Source organism: Aestuariivivens marinum (genome assembly GCF_022662175.1).
Taxonomy (GTDB): Bacteria; Bacteroidota; Bacteroidia; order Flavobacteriales; family Flavobacteriaceae; genus Aestuariivivens; species Aestuariivivens marinum.
The window spans coordinates 1,225,058-1,245,630 of record NZ_JAKMCR010000001.1 but is presented as its reverse complement, the minus strand read 5'-3'; the positions used below and the strand labels follow the sequence as shown (position 1 = coordinate 1,245,630).

Genomic DNA, 20,573 nt, shown 5'->3' with positions numbered 1-20,573 from the left:
TATAATGTTTTCAGCTATAACTCACTGTTATTCGTCGAAATTTTTTTGTATATTTTATACATAAACCCCATATTATGGGTTCATTTGTTAAAACTATAAGTTTTATCATAATATTATTTGATTTTTTTAAATTAATATATTGATTAACAATACATTACAATGTTTAATCCTAAAACCTTAAGATCGTTAAAGCTAGCATTGTATTTTATAATACCATTCACTCTTTTACTGCTGATTAAATATAAACTCAGTAGAACCAATGTTGATTACACAGCACTAGGCAATACCCTATCAAACCACAGCTCAAGTACTTCCAGCTCCAATGTTGAACTCCCCCAAGCCATCGATTACATTTTTCATGTAAAACCCATTCTTTCAGATCGCTGTTATTTATGCCATGGACCTGATGAAGGCACTCGAGAAGCAGGATTACGTTTAGACACAAAAGAAGGCGCTTATGCAGCTATCGGTGAACATTTAGATAGATATGCCATTGTACCTAACAATATTGAAGCAAGCCAGTTGGTTCATAAAATCAATAGTCAAGATCCTGAAAAAGTCATGCCTCCCCCAGATTCAAACCTAAAATTATCGGATTACGAAAAAAAGATTCTTACCAAATGGGTAGAACAAGGCGCTGAATGGAAAGATCATTGGTCTTTTATTCCTCCAGCTAGACCAGAGATTCCTAAAGTTTCTATTACAAATTGGCCAAGCAACGAAATAGATTATTTCATTTTAAAACATTTGGATGAAAAAGGGTTAACTCCTTCTGAAAAAGCATCAAAAGAAAAATTAATTAGGAAAGTTTATTTCGACCTAACAGGTTTGCCTCCCTCACTTGCAGCTATTGACGAATTTTTATCGAATCAAGATGAAAATGCTTATGAAAAAGTCGTTGATAAACTCTTGGCGTCCAAAGCCTATGGAGAACGTATGGCATCGAATTGGCTTGATATAGCTCGTTATGCAGACACTCATGGTTATCAGGACGATTTGGAACGAGTCATGTGGCCATGGCGTGATTGGGTGATCCATGCATTTAATGAAAATTTATCTTATGACGAATTTATTAAATGGCAAATCGCTGGTGACCTCCTACCTAATCCAACATTAGAACAAATTGTCGCTACGGGATTTAACAGAAATCATAAAATTACACAAGAAGGTGGTGTAATTGATGAAGAATACAGAGTTGAGTACGTTATGGATCGCACCAATACAACCTCTACAGCTCTATTGGGTTTAACTATGGAATGTGCAAGATGTCATGATCATAAATACGATCCAATATCACAAAAAGAATTTTATAGCATTTATGGGTTCTTTAATAAAGTAGATGAAAAAGGTAGAATTGAATATGATGAAATTCCAGAACCTAATATTAAGATAACAAATAAAGAAATTGAAGAAAGTTTGTCTTTTATAAATAAGCCTGATTCCATCCCTGAAATTAGGCTAATGGTTATGAAAGATGGTGCTCCAGACAGGCAAACCTATATCTTAAAAAGAGGTCAATATGACGCTCCTACTGATAAAGTAAGTACAGGAACACCAGATGCTATCTTATCATTTCCTGAAACTCTCCCTAAAAACAGACTAGGATTAGTCCAATGGCTTTTCGACGAAAAAAACCCTTTAACAGCTAGGGTCGCCATTAACAGAATATGGCAGCAAATTTTTGGAACAGGAATTGTTTCTACTGTCGATGATTTTGGCAACCAAGGTGCTTTACCTACACACCCTGAATTATTAGACTGGTTGGCAGTTACCTTTAGGGAAAAAGGCTGGGATATGAAACAAATGATTAAAATGATGGTCATGTCCAGCACCTATCAACAAACCTCAAAAGCAACACCCGAACTATTAGAAATAGATCCTGACAATCTATTACTGGCTCGAAGTTCAAGAAGTAAGTTAACCGCCGAAATGGTACGAGACAATGCATTAGCATTAAGTGGTCTTTTAGTGGATAAAATTGGTGGGCCTAGCGTAAAACCATTTCAACCAGAGGGCTTGTGGGCAGAAACTACATCTGGCCAAGGACTAACAAAGTACATTATGGATTCAGGTGAAAATAAGTATAGAAGAAGCTTGTACACGTTTTGGAAACGGACAGTCCCCCCTCCGGCCATGATTACCTTTGATGCCGCAACACGAGATATTTGTTCGGTCAAGCGCCAAAAAACAAGCACACCACTTCAAGCCTTGGTAATGTTAAATGACCCCCAATTAATAGAAGCATCCAAACACCTAGCAAAAGATATACTTGATTTAGATTCATTAAACGACAAAGAACGTATAAAAATAATTTTTAGAAAAATAACATCGCGTTACCCAAAAAAAGATGAAACCGATAAACTGTTGGACTATTTAGAATCATCAAAAGAAACTTTTGAACTAAATTCTCAAGGCACAACAATATCCAATACTGAAGAAAACAAAAAAGAGCTATACGCATATACTGTATTAACCAGTTTAATTTTTAATCTTGATGAAGCGATTGTAAAAGGATAATACCATGGAAGAGTTAAGCAAACATTTTATTAATAACAACCGAAGACATTTTCTTAAAAAACTTGGATTTGGCATTGGAGGTTTAGCTGCGGCTTCATTACTGGATCCTTTTTCCAGCCTTTCTGGTCAAGAACAGTTAAATAGTTCTTTAGGATTAAACTTACCTCATTTTGCTCCTAAAGCAAAAAGAATCATATATCTTTTCCAGAGTGGTGGTCCATCCCAATTAGAGCTTTTTGATTATAAGCCGTTACTTGATAAAATGCGAGGTCAAGACCTTCCAGACTCGGTAAGGAAAGGGCAACGGTTAACTGGGATGACCTCTGGTCAAGAACGTTTTCCTTTAGTTGGAAGCCTTTTTAAATTTAACCAATATGGAGAATCCAGGGCTTGGGTGAGTGACCTAATGCCAAATACTGCCAAAATAGTAGATGAGCTATGTTTCATTAAATCCATGCATACTGAAGCTATTAACCACGATCCCGCCATCACCTTTTTTCAAACGGGATCTCAGCAAACAGGAAGACCTAGTATGGGCTCTTGGTTTAGTTATGGCCTTGGTAGCTTAAATGAAAACCTACCTGCATTTACAGTATTATTATCGCGAGGTACTGGGCGTCCATTTTCACAACCTCTGTATTCACGCCTTTGGGGTAATGGTTTTTTAAGCTCATTACATCAAGGCGTACAGTTTAGATCAGGCAAGGATCCTGTATTATACCTTAAAGATCCCGAAGGTATGACCCGAGGTGAACGTAGAAAAATGTTAGATTATATAAGTGAGCTCAACCATAAGCAGGAAGAAGAATTTGGTGATCCAGAAATCAATAGTCGTATTGCACAATATGAAATGGCATACCGTATGCAAACATCTGTTCCAGAAACAATGAACATAGATGATGAGCCAGAGCATATCATAAAAATGTATGGTGCCAATTGTACAACTCCAGGCACCTATGCCTCAAATTGTTTGCTGGCTAGACGATTAGTTGAAAAAGACGTGCGATTTGTTCAGCTTTATCATATGGGTTGGGACCAGCATTTCGATTTGCCATCTCAAATAGAAAGACAAGCAAGAGACATCGACCAAGCTACAGCGGCTTTAATTTTGGACCTAAAACAACGTGGGTTACTTGAAGATACATTAGTGGTATGGGGTGGTGAGTTTGGAAGGACCAATTACAGTCAAGGCACTTTAACTGATACCAATTATGGTAGGGACCATCATCCTAAATGTTTTACCATGTTCATGGCCGGCGGTGGCGTAAAACCCGGATTTACCTATGGTGAAACTGATGATTTCGGATATAACATTGCTAAAGACCCTATGCATGTACACGACTTACAAGCCACTATAATGCAGCAAATGGGCATTGACCATACCAAGTTTACTTACAAACATCAAGGCAGAAGGTTCAGACTTACCGATGTATCTGGTCATGTTATTAACGATATACTTACCTAATCATGAGCCGTAGAATCTTTTTAAAACAATCATCCTGTGCATCACTGGGTATCTTATTGTCCCCATTGTATAGCAATGCCTTTTCTTTTTGTGACAACAAAGATGTTATTATTGGGCATAATTCACATCAATATAAAGTTAATATGAACTGGGGAAATTTAGATCCATTAAAAACTCCAGTAAAAGATTGTCATGAAATGGTTCAGGACTCAAAAGGGCGTATTGTCTTGCTAACCAATCACACTAAAAACAATATTATCATCTATGATAAGTCGGGCAAATTATTGGAAACATGGGGCACTCAATTTCCTGGTGGTCATGGTTTAACTTTATGCAAAGAAAACGGTGAAGATTTTCTGTTGATTACCGATTATGAAAGACATCAAATCATTAAAACTACTATTGATGGTAAAGTTATTTTTGAAATAGATTATCCAAAAGAAACCGGGAAATACAATGCTAAAGAAGAGTTTAAACCAACCGAAACAACCGTTTTGGAAAATGGTGATTTTTATGTTGCCGATGGTTATGGAAATCAATATATCTTGCATTACAACCATAAAGGAGAACTATTGAACATTTTTGGTGGTCGAGGTACCGGTGAATCCCAATTTTTAAATGCGCATGGTATTTGTTACGATAACAGAGATAAAAACAACCCATCAATTTTAATTTCTGCAAGGGAAATGAACATACTGAAGCGCTTCAGTTTGGATGGCAACTATATGTCATCAATAGACATTCCTGGGGCATTGATTTGTAGACCTGTAATTCATAAAGACCATATTTATTTTGCCGTATTAAAATCGAAAAAAGCACCTAATAGCGATTCTGGTTTCTTATTAATAATGGATAATAACAATCAAGTTGTTTCCTGTCCGGGAGCAACAGCCCCAACTTACAATAACAGTAACTTAGAAGAGTTGTACCAAACTATTAGGTTATTCCAGTATCCCCATGATGTTTGCATAGACGAAGACGAAAATGTATATGTTGCTCAATGGAATTCGGGAAACACTTATCCTATTAAACTAACAAGAGTATGATGCTAAAAGTAATGATATGCTTTCTAGCATTTATATTTTTTAATTGTAAACTGAAACCAGACAGCCTGTTTTTACAACAAGATCAAATTCAAATAACCCAACCTAGGTTAGAAGCTACTAATCAACTAATAGATTCTATAGCTTATTTAACTGCGAGCTTAAAATTGGAAGGCACTAAAATTTACTATACGACTAATGGTGAATCTCCATCTGAAAATTCAAACCTATATACTTCGCCTATAAAAGTTATAAACCCTGGAACTTATAAATTTAAGGCCTATCATCCTGACTGGAAAGAAAGCGATATTGTTGAGAAAGTATTTTATAAAAAAGGCATTCCTATTGATAGTATTATTTGGCATTCGAATGCAAGTGATCGCTACAAAGGTGTTGGTTCATTAACATTAAATAACAACAAAAAAGGAACTGTTGATTTTAAGGATACCCAATGGCTAGGTTTTGATACCATTGCACATGCTACCTTGCAATTAAAAATTGAATCGTTTGTTAAATCTATAACTATTGGTTATTTAAGTGATCCTGGCTCTTGGATTTTTCCTCCAGCACATATTACTGTAAAAACATCGGTTGATGGTAATAATTTTAAGAAGTTGTCTATCAACCTACAATCAATTGACGGTATTTCGGCTCCATCATTAAAACATGTTGATATCCCCATTGGGGAAGACATTAAATATGTTCAAGTAGAAGTAAAAAATGTATCATCAATTCCAGACTGGCATGAAGGAAAAGGAAATAAAGCATGGCTATTTATGGACGAATGGGTTTTAAACTATTAACTGAATGAAGGTTTTAAAAACGAAACATATTTTAACAATTACCGTTGTATTTGTTACGGTTTTAATCGTATTTGTTCAACCATCAAGGATGGTACTTTTTTTAGGCAGATTCCATCCCGTTATTTTGCACCTCCCCATTGGAGCTATTATACTTACCCTATTCATAGATATTGTTGGACGCATAAAAAACAATTACCCCAGTTTAGTTATTCAATATGCTTTAGGGTTTTCTTTGGTTTTTTCAGTATTAGCTTGTATTCTAGGTTATTTTTTATCATTTGAAGGCGGTTATGATTTAAATACACTAGATAAACATTTATGGCTAGGCGTAATTTCTACTTTGCTTATTACAGGTCTATTTCTTTTAAGTAAATCTAAAAGGAAACACACCTCAAAACTATTTATACCATTTTTTGTTTTAACATTGATTGGTATTACAATTACAGGTCATTATGGAAGCATCTTGACCCATGGAAGTGATTTTTTAACCCAATATGCTAAAACTCCTGTCAAATTGAAGCCTATAAAGCAAATAGACAGCCTGAAACTATTTGATGATGTTGTTTTTAAAATTTTGGATTCCAAATGCATTCAATGCCATAACACAACTAAAAGAAAAGGAGAATTAGCTTTAAACACTCCCGAAAACATTTTAAAAGGCGGGGAACATGGTAAAGTAATTGTAAAAGGAAATGCTAGTGAAAGTCAACTATTTAAAAGCATAACACTACCATTGTCAGATGACAAACACATGCCTCCAGAGGGAAAACCTCAACTAACTAAAGAAGAGCAATGGCTTATCTCTTATTGGATAAACCATAACGCTAATTTTGAAAATAAAGTTGTTAATTTAACTGAAAATGATACATTAAATAAGTTACTCGAAAAATATCTAGTTTTTGAAACCCATAATATTAAAGAGGCTTCATTGAGCGATATCAATAAAGTTAAAGATGTTGGCTTTTCGGTATTTAAATTAGTTCCTAACAAACCTGAGCTTAGTATAAAATTTCAAAAAACAGAACTAAGTAAAGACGCCTTAAAAGTGTTGGAAAAAATTAAAGACCAAATTATCGAATTGGACTTAAGCAATACCAATCTATCAGATGAAATGACTATTGGCTTTAAAAAGTTTAAAAATCTTATAAAATTACATATAAACAATACTGATATAACGGATGCATCCTTGAAGTTTATATATAATGCCAAAAGACTTCAAACCCTAAACCTATATAATACCAAAGTTACTAATAAAGGTTTGAATACACTTTTGGAAAACATTGTTCCAAAACACATTTATGTATGGCAAACAGAAGTCGACGATAAAGCTATTGCCATGTTAAAATCAAAATATGAAACAGTAATATATGGAGCAGCAGATGCTAATTTTGTTGAAATTTCTAATTTAGAAACTCCAACATTCCTTTCGGATAAAAATTTATTTGTAGATACCATTTCTGTTAGGCTTCAATCCAAAATCAAAAATGTTAAAATCTATTATACACTCGATGGTACTGATCCCGATTCGACATCACTTATTTACCAAGATAAGATTTTCTTAGATCGCCCTGCACAATTAAAAATAAGAACATATAAAAAGGGATGGTTACCAAGTAATATATTGGAAAAAAAGTTTTTTAAGGTAAAACACCAAGTCTCAAAATACAACCTAGTGAACCAACCCGACGAAAGATACCCTGGAGGGAATAAATTATTTGATTTTAAAGAAGGGAGTGAGTTGTTCAGAGACGGTAAATGGATAGGATTTTCAGGTGATGACATTAATGCAACGATAGATTTGGAATCGGTTAAGACCATTGACAAAATTTCGGTAAATTGTTTGGAAAATGTTGCCAATTGGATTCTTTTTCCAAAGAAAATATTGGTATATTCAACAACAAACGAAAATTCTGATTTCAGAAAAATAGGAGAACTTAAAATTAACAGAACGGGACAATATGGGAATGGTACAGAAATAAAAAAATATACTATTAATATCCCCAATACAAAAACCCAATATTTAAGAGTAGTGGTAGAAAATTTTAAAACACTACCTAGTTGGCACGAAGGCGCTGGAACTGATGCTTGGCTTTTTGTAGATGAAATTCTAATACAGTAATAAAAATGAAACACTTTTTTAAAATTACAACAACCTCTTTTTTTATTCTTTTTGGTTTAATAGCAAAAAGTCAATCCACTGAACTATCAAAAGAAGAACGCTTAGAGTGGTTTAAAGACGCAAAGTTTGGGGTTTTTATTCATTGGGGTATTTATTCGGTTAATGGCATAGATGAATCTTGGTCGTTCTTTAATAAATACATCCAATATTCTGACTACATGAAACAACTAGACGGTTTTACGGCCAAAAAATACAACCCTGAATATTGGGCCAACACTATTAAGGAAAGTGGTGCTAAATACACAGTTATTACTACAAAGCACCATGATGGTGTTGCCCTTTGGGGCTCTAAATATGGTAATCTGAATACGGTTAAGCAAACTAAGGCTAAAAAAGATTTGCTAACACCTTTTGTTGAGGCTGCTCGTAAAGAAAACCTAAAAGTAGGCTTATATTATTCCTTATTGGATTGGTCTTACCCCGATTATCCTAATTTTTTAAGGGACAAAAAGCGATATACCGAAGATGCCAAGCGGTGGGAAAAATTCACCAAATATAATTTCGGCCAAATAGAGGAATTAACACGTTACGATCCTGATTTATATTGGTTTGATGGTGATTGGGAGCAATCTGCTGAAAAATGGAAAGCCAAAGAAATTCGTCAATTATTGTTGGATAGAACTCCAACAACTATTATAAATTCAAGGCTTCAAGGCTATGGTGACTATGCTACTCCAGAACAAGGTGTACCCGTAACAAAACCAGAAAACAAGTATTGGGAATTATGTTTAACCATGAATAACTCATGGGGCTACCAACCAAACGATAAACAATATAAATCAGTAAACCAATTGATACGTATTTTAGTTGACTGTATTAGTATGGGAGGGAATTTACTGCTTGACATCGGTCCAAAACCAGATGGTACTATTCCACAAGAACAAATAGATATTTTACAAGGTATTGGCAAGTGGACCAACAAACATAAAGAAGCTATTTATGGGACTAGAGCAGGTATTCCGCATGGTCACTTTAATGGATATACCGCACTATCAAAAGACAAAAACATTTTGTATTTATATGTAGACTACAAACCAAATGGTCCCTTATTGATAAAAGGACTTAAAAACAAGGTCAATAGAATATGGGTAGTTGGCAATGGCACAAAGTTATCACATCAGGTGGTTGGCAAACAATACTGGAGTGCTGTTCCCGGTTTGTTATATATAGACTTGCCTGAAAAAGTACAAGATGATAATGTTACTGTAATTGCGGTGTTATTGGATGGCGAAGTAGATTTGTATAGAGAGGAAGGGCAAAAAATTGAAAGTAATTAAAAATGAAGTTCTCTTTAAAGATTTTTAAAGTATATCTAATTATTGTTTTATTTTCTTTTACATCGTGTAAACAGGATACAAAAGATAGTAATACAACTGTTATCGGTTTAAAAACCAACCTAGTTGACTTTGTCAACCCATTAATGGGTACCGATTCCGATTTCAGTCTATCCAATGGTAACACCTATCCTGCTATAGCCACACCTTGGGGCATGAACTTCTGGACACCGCAAACCTCTAAAATGGGTGATGGCTGGACCTATAAGTACGATGACAAAACCATTAGGGGAATTAAACAGACCCATCAACCAAGTCCTTGGATAAACGATTATGCAGCTTTTTCATTAATGGCTGTTACAGGCAATCTAAAATACAAAGAAGACGAACGTGCTTCCTATTTTTCGCATAAAGCTGAAATTGTAAAACCGAATCATTACAGTGTGTACTTGGCAGATTACGATATTACAGCCGAGGTTACCCCTACCGAACGTGCGGCCCATTTTAAATTCACTTTCCCAAAAGCCGATTCATCCTATATTATGCTAGATGCTTTCTTTAAAGGTTCCATGGTGAAAATCATCCCAAAAGAACGTAAAATAATTGGCTACTGTCGAAATAACAGCGGTGGTGTTCCCGATAATTTTCACAACTATTTTGTCGCTCAATTTGATAAAGATTTTGAAGTGAATCATACTTGGGGGGATGATTGGCAACTCCAAAAAAACTCTAGCAGAAGTCAAGGTGAGCATGTAGGAGCCATTATTGGTTTTAAAACCGAAAAAGGCGAACAAGTCCACATTAAAGTGGCCTCATCTTTTATAAGTCATGATCAAGCTGAATTAAATTTAATAAATGAAATTGGTAATGACTCATTCGAACAGACTAAAGAAAAAGCACGATTGGCATGGGAAAATGAGTTAGGTAGAATTAAAATTGAAGATGACAATATTGACAACATAAGAACCTTTTATTCTTGTTTTTATCGTGTACTCCTATTTCCTAGAAAATTTTACGAATACGATTTAAAAGGAAACATTATGCATTACAGCCCTTATAACGGTAAGGTTTTGCCCGGTTATATGTTTACAGACAATGGCTTTTGGGATACCTTCAGGGCAGTTTTCCCTTTTTTCAATTTAATGTATCCAGAATTGAACAGTCAAATTATGGAAGGTTTAGCTAATACATATAAAGAATCTGGGTGGTTACCGGAATGGGCAAGCCCTGGACATCGTGATTGTATGATAGGCTCTAACTCCGCTCCTATTATTGTCGATGCTTATCTAAAGGGCAATATAAAAAATGAAGATGTAGAGGTACTTCTAGAAGCCGTTTTAAAAAACACCCAAGTTTCTGATGGACGTCCCGTTAACTCAGTGGGTCGTGCAGGTTTGGATTACTATAACACCTTGGGCTATGTACCATACAATATTGGAATTCATGAAAATGCAGCACGAACCTTGGAATATGCTTATGCTGATTTTACTATAGCCAAAATGGCTGAAAAACTTGGCAAATCCGATTTAGCAAAAACATTTTATGACAAATCCAATAACTATAAAAACTTATTCGACGCTTCTACCAACCTCATGCGTGGTAAAAATGAAGATGGCACATTTCAAAAACCGTTCAATCCTTTAAAGTGGGGTGATGCGTTTACCGAAGGCAATAGCTTACATTATACCTGGTCCGTGTTTCATGATGTACAAGGGTTAATCGATTTAATGGGTGGAAAAGAAAATTTTATTTCTAAACTAGATGAAGTTTTTACTATGCCCCCTGATTTTGATGATTCCTACTACGGTTTTACCATACATGAAATACGTGAAATGCAGATTATGAATATGGGCAACTATGCACATGGCAATCAACCCATTCAGCATATGATCTATTTGTACAATTATGCAGGAGCACCATACAAAACCCAAGAAAAAATTCGCGAGGTGTTAACTAAATTATACACTCCCACTCCTGATGGCTATTGTGGCGATGAAGATAACGGCCAAACCTCTGCTTGGTATGTATTTAGTGCTTTAGGATTTTATCCAGTTACACCAAGCATTGACCAATACGTATTAGGCAGCCCTTTATTCAAAAAAGCGGCCATTACATTAGAAAACGGAAAAACCTTTATTATAACTGCTAATAATAATTCAGGTAACCATATGTATATAAACTCAGCATATTTGAACAATTTGGACTGGGAACATAATTTTATTCGTTTTCAAGACCTTATTAAAGGAGGGCAACTCAATTTTATTATGAGCAAATCACCTAATAAAGAGAGAGGCATTAATACCGAAAACATGCCTTATTCATTAAGCAATCAACATAAATATTTAAGACAATAAATCCACACTTATGAAACATTTAATCCATAGTATCTTAACATCAATTATCGTTTTAATTGTATCACATAATTGCATGACTGCACAAGCCATTTATGAGGATGAACGATATGTTCCAGAAACTGATTCCTTGGTCCTTCAAAAAGTAGACGAATGGCAAGATTTAAAATTTGGACTGCTCATGCATTGGGGGACCTATAGCCAATGGGGCATTGTAGAATCATGGTCCTTATGTCCAGAGGAATATGGTTGGTGCGAACGCAGAAAAGGCAGCAACCCTAATAATTATTTTGCCTACAAAAAAGAATATGAAGGATTGCAAAACACTTTCAACCCTGTAAAATTCGACCCAGACAAATGGGCTAAAGCAGCAAAATATGCTGGGATGAAATATGTGGTTTTTACAACAAAGCATCATGATGGTTTTAGTATGTTCGATTCCAAATACACCGATTACAAAATCACATCGCCTAATACGCCATTTTCATCAAGCCCAAAAGCAAATATTACTAAAGAAATTTTTAACTCTTTTAGAAAAGAAGGCTTATGGGCTGGTGCTTACTTTTCAAAACCCGACTGGCATGTTAAGAGTTATTGGGATCCGTATTTTCCACCAAAAGACAGAAATGTGAATTATTCTCCTGTAGACTATCCTGAAAAATGGAATGAGTATGTTGAATTTACCCATAATCAAATCATGGAATTAATGACCGATTATGGAAAAGTGGATATTCTCTGGCTTGATGGTGGCTGGGTTGCTAAAACACCTAAAGCCGAAATAACCCAATGGTACAAACATACTGTCGACAATGCTGAAGAGGGCTATCTAAAACACCGTATTATTAATCAAGATATAAAAATGGATGAACTGGTTATTAAGGCACGTAAAAAACAACCCGGCCTTATTGTTGTGGATAGAGCGGTGCATGGTAAAAACCAAAACTATTTAACTCCTGAAAATCGTGTTCCAGAAAAGACTTTACCATACCCATGGGAATCCTGTATCATTTCTGGTGGTGGCTGGTCTTACACCCCAAACGCCAAGTACATGAGTGGTAGAGCAGGTATTCACATGTTGGTAGATATAGTAGCCAAAGGTGGAAACTTATTACTAAACATTGCCCCTAGTCCAGAAGGCGAATGGCAGCAAGGGGCCTATGATCTTTTAAAAGAATATGGGGATTGGATGACCGTTAACAGTGGTGCCATTTATGCAACAGAACCCATTGCTCCTTACAAGGAAAACAACATCTGTATGACCCAGAATAAAGCAGGTAATGTATTTTTGTTTTATTTAGCTCAAGAAGGTGAAAACAAAGTTCCTTCAGAAATTGTTGTTAATTCCATTAGCCCTAAAAAAGGTACTAGAATAAGAATGATGGGTTCCAACAAAAATTTGAAATGGAAAAAACAGGACAAAGGTTTTAAAATAATCGTTCCTGAATCTTTACAAAACAACCCAACATCAAAATACGCATGGGTATTTAAAATTGATGTTATAGAAAAATAATCATGCTTAAAAAATTTAACTTTAACCTTTTAGCTGTATTAATTTTAAGCTGTTTTTTTGTCATCACATCGTGCAATAACAAAAATAAAGTCTTAACATTAAAAAACAACTCACTGAAATTTGAGTTTAATGGCAGTGGAGAGGTCATCGGAATTTTTGATAAACACACAAACACAAACTATTTAGACAGGAGTACCCCATCTTACTTAATGGCTATTCGTACTGATGATATTTTCGAGTACCCTACTGCAATGGAAGTAAAAGAAGATATAATAACTTTAAGTTATCCTTCTAATACACAAGCTGAAATTAAATTTAAGACTAAAGAAACTTTTTTCACTTTCGAGTTAGCAGGTATAAAAGGTAATGATAATATCGATTTGATAACTTGGGGGCCTTACCATACAACTATTAGTGAAACTATAGGCGAAACTGTAGGTGTTGTTCGAAACGACGAATTTGCCTTTGGAATCCAATCTTTAAATTTAAAAACGTTGGGCGGATATCCGTATAATGAAAACGATTGTATGCCTGAATTTGATGTGTTTTCACAAAACGACATCACTAACCTCGATGAAGAAGGAAAACCCCATGTTCTTTATCGAATTGAAGCTGCAAAACCTACCAAGGCTGGATCAAGCTTACAAACCTATTGTAGAAATAGAAATGAAGATAGAATTATAGAAAACCTAGGTCACGATAAGTTTGTTTCGCCCAAATACAACGACGGCGGTATAATAGGTTCAAAAACAGCCCTTTTTGGGGTCCCTACTAATGATGCTTTAAATACCATTGAGACCATTGAATTAGCTGAAAGATTGCCACATCCAACCTTAAATGGTAAATGGATGAAAACAGTCCCTGAGGCTTCTTCAGCATACATCATTATGAACTTTAATGAAGAAACCATAGATGAAGCCATAAAAATTACTAAACGAGCAGGGTTAAAACATTTATATCATCCAGGAAAGCTATATGAAAGTTGGGGACATTTTGAATTGTACAATAAAGTATTTCCTAATGGGTATGAAGGAATGAAGACATGTGTTGAAAAAGCGAAAAAGGAAGGCATTTCAATAGGCTCCCACACTCTTTCCAACTTTATTACCACTAATGATCCTTATGTAACACCTATCCCAGATAAGCGATTGGCTGAAGTAGGAAGTTCTGAAATTACACTAGATACAGATGATAAACAAACAGAAATCCAAATAGCATCACCAGATTTTTTCAACCAATTTAAAAATAACAGTTTACGGACCGTAAGGATTGGCAGCGAATTAATTAGATACGGTAGTGTTTCCGAAAAAAAACCCTGGAAATTATTAGATTGCCAACGTGGTGCTTTTGATAGTAAACCATCGTTACATAAATCAGGAACCAAAATTGCCAAATTACTAGATCATCCTTATAAAGTATTTTTATCTAATACTGAGTTGACAAAAGTGCTTTCAAAAAATATTGCTGATGTCTATAATAAAACAGGAATGAAGCAAATCTCTTTTGATGGTTTAGAGGGCAATAAATCTACCGGATTAGGCAATTACGGTGAAGCAATGATGCCTTATGTTTGGTACAATAATTTATCGGAAGACCTCAAAGACGGGTTTATTATCGATGCCAGTAGAACCACACATTTTTTCTGGCATATCTACACCCGAATGAATTGGGGTGAACCTTGGTATGCGGGTTTTCGTGAAAGTCAAACAGAATATCGCATGAAGAACCAGCCGTATTTTAAAAGAAACTACATGCCTGCTATGTTAGGTTGGTTTAGAATGACTCCTGAAATCAGTCTAGAAGATATGGAATGGATGCTTGCCAGAAGTGCTGCTTTTGATGCTGGGTATGCATTTGTTACATCTCAAGAAACTATTCAAACCCATGGACAATCTAACGCTATTCTAGAATTGATTAAACAATGGGAACACGCTAGATTAGCTGGAGTTTTTCCAGAAAGTTTAAAAATAGAAATGGAAAATTTAAAAAATGAATACCATTTAGAAGCCGTTTCAGAAAACTCTTGGAAGTTGTACCCAACTGATTTTAATGTCTTTAATCATTCAAAAAAAATAAGGCAACCTGGAGAACCTTTATATTCAACATTTAATTTTGAAAATTCATCTGGTATGCAACCGTTGGTATTTACCATTAAACCATCCAAAGCCACTATATGTAAAAATATTATAATAGAGTTAGATAACTATAAGAAAATCCAGTTACCCATAACCCTTACGAACAACCAAATATTTAAATACAAAGGTGGTGATGAAGGCTTTCTGTATGATAAAAACTGGAACATTATCAAAACTATAGATTTAAATATTGATACTATTGAAATTACAAAAGGAGCTCATTCATTAACGCTAGATTGCGAATTTTTAAGTGACGAGGATTCTGAAATAGAATTACAAGTTAAAACTATGGGAGAATCCATTTTGTTGACTAAAAATGAGTAACACATAAAAATTATAAAGATGTTGATTAAAGAACTTAAATCGTTAAAGCTTTTATCTACCATATTTTTATTTACTCTTGTATACCAGTTGTATGCTCAAACTCCTAAGGATTATGTCAATCCATTTATAGGAACCTCCAATTATGGAGCCACTAACCCAGGGGCTATCGCCCCTAGAGGTATGGTTAGTGTATCACCTTTTAACGTGGCTGGAACACAAAATGCACCAATGGAAAAAGATAGTCGGTGGCTCTCCAATCCTTATGTCTATGAAAATACTTTTTTAACAGGATTTAGCCACGTAAACTTAAGTGGGGTAGGGTGTCCAGATTTAGGTGTTATTCTAACTATGCCTACTACTGGAGAATTAGAAACTGATTTTGTAAAATATGGCTCCACCTATTCGTTTGAAATTGCCAAACCTGGTTATTACAGTACAACACTTAACAAGTATAAGGTAAAAGTAGAAACCACGGCTACAACTAGAACGGGTATTTCTAAATACTATTTCCCTGAAGGGCAGGCAAACATATTAATCAATTTAGGCTTAGGATTAACCAATGAAGAAGGAGCAACTGTAAAAATTGTATCACCTACCGAAGTAGAAGGCATGCGTAACGTGGGGTCATTTTGTTATTATAAACCCGATGAATCTTACCCAGTCTATTTCGTAGCAAAGTTTAGTAAACCCGCCGATAATTATGGTGTCTGGAAAAACCCTCGAAAATATGAAGGATTAGAAGGCCAATGGATGGGGTATAATGGTAAAACCCGTCTGTACAAGCAATATAGAAAAGAAGTTATTGGTGATAGCATAGGAAGTTATTTTAGCTATAATTTTAAAGAACCCACAGAAGTTGAGGTTAAAATAGGGGTGTCTTATGTAAGTATTGAAAATGCAAGAGAAAACCTAGAGAGAGAAACAGAAGGGTTAACATTTATAGATATTTATAAAAAGACATCAACTTACTGGAATGATCTACTCTCCAAAATTGAAGTAGAAGGTGGCACTAAAGACGACAAGACCATTTTTTATACTGCTTTGTACCACACACTCATTCACCCAAATATTTTAAATGATGTTAATGGTGAATACCCTACTATGTCAAAACGGGAAACAGCCAATACTAGTGGTACACGATTTACAGTGTTTTCCTTTTGGGACACCTATAGAAACTTGCATTCTCTCATGTCTTTGGTCTACCCAAAACAACAATCAGACATGATAAAAAGCATGATAAGCATTTATGACGAAAGTGGTTGGTTACCAAAATGGGAGCTCAATGCTACCGAAACTACTACCATGGTTGGTGATCCTGCAGGAATTGTGATAGCCGACACCTATTTAAGAGGTATTAATGATTTTGATATAGAAAAAGCCTATGAAGCCATGAGTAAAAGTGCAATGCAGTTAGAAAATAATCCGCTTCGTCCTGGAATTAAAGATTATGTAAACAAGGGGTTTTTAACGACAACCACAACAAAAAGTGGGTCGGTTTCTACAACACAGGAATATAATATTTCTGACTTTGCCATTGCTCAATTAGCAAAAACCTTAGGCAAAACAAAAGACCATAAATTATTCTCAAAACGTTCTATTTCCTATAGGAATTTATTCGACAAAGAATTCAACTTGTTGCGTCCAAAAAACCATGACGGTTCATGGTACTCCCCTTTCGATCCAAACAAAGGTGCAAATTTTGAAAAAAACCTTGGCTTTATAGAAGGTAATTCATGGCAATATACTTTCATGGTTTCCCATGACATACCATGGCTAATAAGAAGTATGGGTGGACAAAAACAATTTATGAAAAAGTTAGATGAAGTGTTTGAAAAAAATCTGTTTGATATGGCTAATGAGCCCGATATTGCATATCCCTATTTATACAATTTTACAAATGGTTATGAATGGAAAACCCAAGACCGAGTTTCTAATCTCATAAAAACCTATTTCACCAATAAACCAGCTGGTCTCCCTGGCAATGACGATACCGGAACCATGAGTGCTTGGCTAATTTATAGTATGATGGGTATTTATCCTGTATTACCAGCAAAACCTTTATACACCATTACCACACCAGTCTTCGATAAAGTCATTATTCATCTGGACAAACGCTATTATAAAAACAACACCCTTGTAATAACTTCCAATTCTTTTAAAACTGGCAAAAAACACATAAAAAATATTCAAATCAACAACGAAAACTTAAACAGTTACTTTATATCCCATGATAAACTGGTTAATGGGCAACTTTTAAAAATTAATTTAAAATAAACAGGTTTTATTTACAATAAAACAAAATACTCATATTGATGAAAAAAGCAAATATTCTATTAGTAATTTTACTTACAGTCATTCAAACAATTAATGCTCAAAAAACAATAAAACACCCTTACCAAGACTCTAATTTGGATGTAGAGGAAAGAGTTAAAGATTTATTAAGCAGAATGAGCTTAGAGGAAAAAGTACGTCAAATGGACATGTACAAAGGTCCTGCTTTTAAAGAAGATGAACAATTTTCGGAAACTAAAACCCAAAAACTTATTGGAAACCATTTAGGGGTTGGTGCAATCCATGACATTTACCCGCGTTCTGCAAAAATGATAAACGATTTACAAACTCATGTCATTAAAAATAATCGCTGGGGCATTCCTGCATTAATAATGTGTGAAATGCTTCATGGTTATTTAGACGATGGAAGCACTGCTTTCCCCATGAGTATTGGACTTGGAGCCACTTGGGACACTGATTTAATGGCTCAGGTAGGACAAGTTGTGGGTACCGAAGCTAGGGCCCATGGTGTGCATTATGGATTAGGTCCCGTACTAGGGGTAGGCAGGGAACCCAGATGGGGAAGAGTTGCAGAAACTTTTAGTGAAGATGCTTATTTGGCTGGAGAAATAGGTTTGGCCATGATAACTGGTATACAAGGCGACTCGCTATCATCTGACAGATCTATTATTGCTGAACCTAAACACTTTGCCGTTCATAGTTATCCTCAAGCAGGAGGAAATTCGTCACCAGTGATTGTAGGACAACGTACCGCAAGAGAAGATTTTTTACCCGTTTTTGAAAAAGCATACACTAAAGGTAATGCCTTAGGCGCAATGTGCGCCTATTCAGAATTAGATGGTATTCCTTGTGCTGTTAACTCTTGGTTGCTTACCGATGTGCTAAGAAAAGAATGGGGCTTTAAAGGTATTGTTATTTCGGATCTTGGGGCTATAAAATATGTTCAAACTACTCATTATGTTACAAGTTCCCCTAAAGAAAGCATCTTGGAAGCCATTAAAGCCGGTGTAGACATGCAATTTTATGATTTTACAAACGAATTTTGGCAACAAACCATTATTGACCTTGTGACAGAAAATGAGCTTTCTATGCAGCACATAGACAGGGCCGCTGGGGGTGTGTTACGCTTAAAGTTTTTACTTGGCCTTTTTGAAAACCCATATACGAATCAAAAACTTATAGACGAAAGATTTCACTCCAAAAAGCATCAAGATCTCGCACTATTGGCTGGGCAAAAATCCATTTGTTTGTTAAAAAATGAAAAGCAAACATTGCCTCTCAAAAAAGACATTAAAACCATTGCCGTTTTAGGACCTAATGCCGATGCTTCCCGTTTGGGTGGATATTCTGTAAGAAACAAAAAAGCTATTACAGTTCTTGAAGGCATAAAAGAGGTTCTTGGAAAAAACACTAACGTACTATATCATGAAGGCGTGCCATTAATAGTTAAAGGACAAGTCATTCCATCCTCATGCTTATTAACACCAGACCAATCCCAAAACGGGTTAAAAGGTGAATATTTTAACAATATGAATTTAGAAGGGACCCCTGTTTTAACTAGAATAGACAAACAATTGGAATTCGATTGGCCATGGTCTCCTGGTGAAGGAGTTAATGATGATCAATTTTCAATACGTTGGACAGGTTTTATAAAAGCTAATAAATCGTTTAACGGTTGGTTGGGCCTTAGTTCAGACGATGGTATTAGAATGTGGATTGATGATAAGTTGGTTATTGATAATTGGAAAAAAGGAGGTACTAATATAGTTACTACCCCTGCTAATATTGAAGCTGGAAAAACCTACAAAGTTCGCATTGAAATGTGGGAAGGGGGCTGGGGAGCTAGGGCACATTTACGTTGGAATCTTGAAAAAGTAAATATGAAACCTGCCATAGAACTTGCAAAAAAAGCTGATGTTGCCATAGTCGTTTTAGGCGAGTCGAGAGAATTGGTTGAAGAAAATAGGGATGTTGCAACGCTAGATTTACATGGTGTTCAAGAAGATTTCATAAAAGAAATCACTAAAACGGGTACACCTGTAGTCTGTGTACTTTTAAATGGAAGACCACTTTCAATAAACTGGATTAACAATAATGTTCCAGCAATTGTAGAAGGATGGTTTCCTGGTGAAGCTGGAGGTAAAGCTATAGCAGATGTATTGTTTGGTGATTATAATCCCGCTGGAAGACTCCCTATTACGGTACCAAAATCAGTTGGACAACTACCTATATACTACAATCAAAAACCCTCAAGTATCCATAGGTATGTGAAAGAAAGTGAAAATCCCCTTTACCCTTTTGGTTTTGGGTTGAGTTACACTACATTCGAGTATAGCAACCTAAAAGTAAGTTCCGGGAGCATTAAAATTGGGGCATCTGTGAATGTATCTGTGGATGTTAAAAATACAGGTGACCTAGATGGAGAGGAAGTTGTACAGCTGTACATTAACGACACATACAGTAGTGTTACAACTCCCCGGAAAACACTTAAAGGCTTCAGGCGTGTATTCATTAAAAAAGGAGAAACCCAAACTATATCCTTTACCCTATCCCCCAATGAATTAAGCATTTGGAATCGTGATATGAATCGCGTTGTTGAACCTGGAACTTTTGAAGTGATGGTAGGTGGTAATTCAGTAGATGTAATTAAATCTTCTTTTGAAGTTATAGAATAACCCTA

Annotated in this window: 11 protein-coding genes; all 11 read left to right on the top strand. The window is 35.4% G+C overall.

Translation table 11 applies throughout. The features are described 5' to 3' along the window. The first annotated feature begins 159 nt into the window (after positions 1-159). The 11 genes from MR053_RS05365 to MR053_RS05315 are packed head-to-tail and all read left to right on the top strand — an operon-like array spanning position 160 to position 20,568. The gene (locus tag MR053_RS05365) at positions 160-2,517 is read left to right on the top strand and encodes a PSD1 and planctomycete cytochrome C domain-containing protein (RefSeq protein WP_242131410.1); all 2,358 of its coding nucleotides are present in this window, start codon (positions 160-162) and stop codon (positions 2,515-2,517) included. A gap of 4 nt (positions 2,518-2,521) precedes the next feature. Continuing rightward, on the top strand, positions 2,522-3,982 hold the full coding sequence (locus MR053_RS05360) for a DUF1501 domain-containing protein (protein WP_242131409.1): 1,461 nt from the start codon (positions 2,522-2,524) through the stop codon (positions 3,980-3,982). Between the two features lie 2 nt (positions 3,983-3,984). Beyond that, complete coding sequence (locus MR053_RS05355) at positions 3,985-5,028, top strand: NHL repeat-containing protein (protein WP_242131408.1); 1,044 nt, start codon at positions 3,985-3,987, stop codon at positions 5,026-5,028. Further along, complete coding sequence (locus MR053_RS05350; RefSeq protein ID WP_242131407.1) at positions 5,025-5,828, top strand: chitobiase/beta-hexosaminidase C-terminal domain-containing protein; 804 nt, start codon at positions 5,025-5,027, stop codon at positions 5,826-5,828. The genes MR053_RS05355 and MR053_RS05350 overlap by 4 nt, the downstream gene beginning before the upstream one ends. A 4-nt stretch (positions 5,829-5,832) precedes the next feature. Continuing rightward, positions 5,833-7,947: a c-type cytochrome domain-containing protein gene (locus MR053_RS05345; RefSeq protein WP_242131406.1), complete on the top strand. Its 2,115-nt coding sequence runs from the start codon at positions 5,833-5,835 to the stop codon at positions 7,945-7,947. Positions 7,948-7,952: 5 nt separating this feature from the next. Continuing rightward, a complete protein-coding gene (locus tag MR053_RS05340; RefSeq protein WP_242131405.1) occupies positions 7,953-9,284 on the top strand; it encodes an alpha-L-fucosidase in 1,332 nt (443 codons plus the stop codon). 2 nt (positions 9,285-9,286) lie between these two features. Next, positions 9,287-11,635 carry a GH92 family glycosyl hydrolase gene (locus MR053_RS05335; protein WP_242131404.1) on the top strand — a complete coding sequence of 783 codons (2,349 nt, stop codon included), beginning with the start codon at positions 9,287-9,289 and terminating at the stop codon, positions 11,633-11,635. 10 nt (positions 11,636-11,645) lie between these two features. After that, complete coding sequence (locus tag MR053_RS05330) at positions 11,646-13,142, top strand: alpha-L-fucosidase (RefSeq protein ID WP_242131403.1); 1,497 nt, start codon at positions 11,646-11,648, stop codon at positions 13,140-13,142. A gap of 2 nt (positions 13,143-13,144) precedes the next feature. Then, positions 13,145-15,601 carry a hypothetical protein gene (locus MR053_RS05325; RefSeq protein ID WP_242131402.1) on the top strand — a complete coding sequence of 819 codons (2,457 nt, stop codon included), beginning with the start codon at positions 13,145-13,147 and terminating at the stop codon, positions 15,599-15,601. Between the two features lie 18 nt (positions 15,602-15,619). Continuing rightward, positions 15,620-17,875, top strand: a complete 2,256-nt coding sequence (locus tag MR053_RS05320; protein WP_242131401.1) for a GH92 family glycosyl hydrolase — start codon at positions 15,620-15,622, stop codon at positions 17,873-17,875. Positions 17,876-17,913: 38 nt separating this feature from the next. Beyond that, complete coding sequence (locus MR053_RS05315) at positions 17,914-20,568, top strand: glycoside hydrolase family 3 N-terminal domain-containing protein (protein ID WP_242131400.1); 2,655 nt, start codon at positions 17,914-17,916, stop codon at positions 20,566-20,568. The last annotated feature ends 5 nt before the right edge of the window (positions 20,569-20,573 follow it).

Excerpts from the sequence above, each read along its gene's own strand:
- MR053_RS05330 (WP_242131403.1), top strand. The coding sequence starts at position 11,646 with ATGAAACATTTAATCCATAGTATCTTAACATCAATTATCGTTTTAATT.
- MR053_RS05325 (WP_242131402.1), top strand. The coding sequence starts at position 13,145 with ATGCTTAAAAAATTTAACTTTAACCTTTTAGCTGTATTAATTTTAAGC.
- MR053_RS05340 (WP_242131405.1), top strand. The coding sequence starts at position 7,953 with ATGAAACACTTTTTTAAAATTACAACAACCTCTTTTTTTATTCTTTTT.
- MR053_RS05345 (WP_242131406.1), top strand. The coding sequence starts at position 5,833 with ATGAAGGTTTTAAAAACGAAACATATTTTAACAATTACCGTTGTATTT.
- MR053_RS05335 (WP_242131404.1), top strand. The coding sequence starts at position 9,287 with ATGAAGTTCTCTTTAAAGATTTTTAAAGTATATCTAATTATTGTTTTA.
- MR053_RS05350 (WP_242131407.1), top strand. The coding sequence starts at position 5,025 with ATGATGCTAAAAGTAATGATATGCTTTCTAGCATTTATATTTTTTAAT.
- MR053_RS05320 (WP_242131401.1), top strand. The coding sequence starts at position 15,620 with ATGTTGATTAAAGAACTTAAATCGTTAAAGCTTTTATCTACCATATTT.
- MR053_RS05355 (WP_242131408.1), top strand. The coding sequence starts at position 3,985 with ATGAGCCGTAGAATCTTTTTAAAACAATCATCCTGTGCATCACTGGGT.
- MR053_RS05315 (WP_242131400.1), top strand. The coding sequence starts at position 17,914 with ATGAAAAAAGCAAATATTCTATTAGTAATTTTACTTACAGTCATTCAA.
- MR053_RS05365 (WP_242131410.1), top strand. The coding sequence starts at position 160 with ATGTTTAATCCTAAAACCTTAAGATCGTTAAAGCTAGCATTGTATTTT.
- MR053_RS05360 (WP_242131409.1), top strand. The coding sequence starts at position 2,522 with ATGGAAGAGTTAAGCAAACATTTTATTAATAACAACCGAAGACATTTT.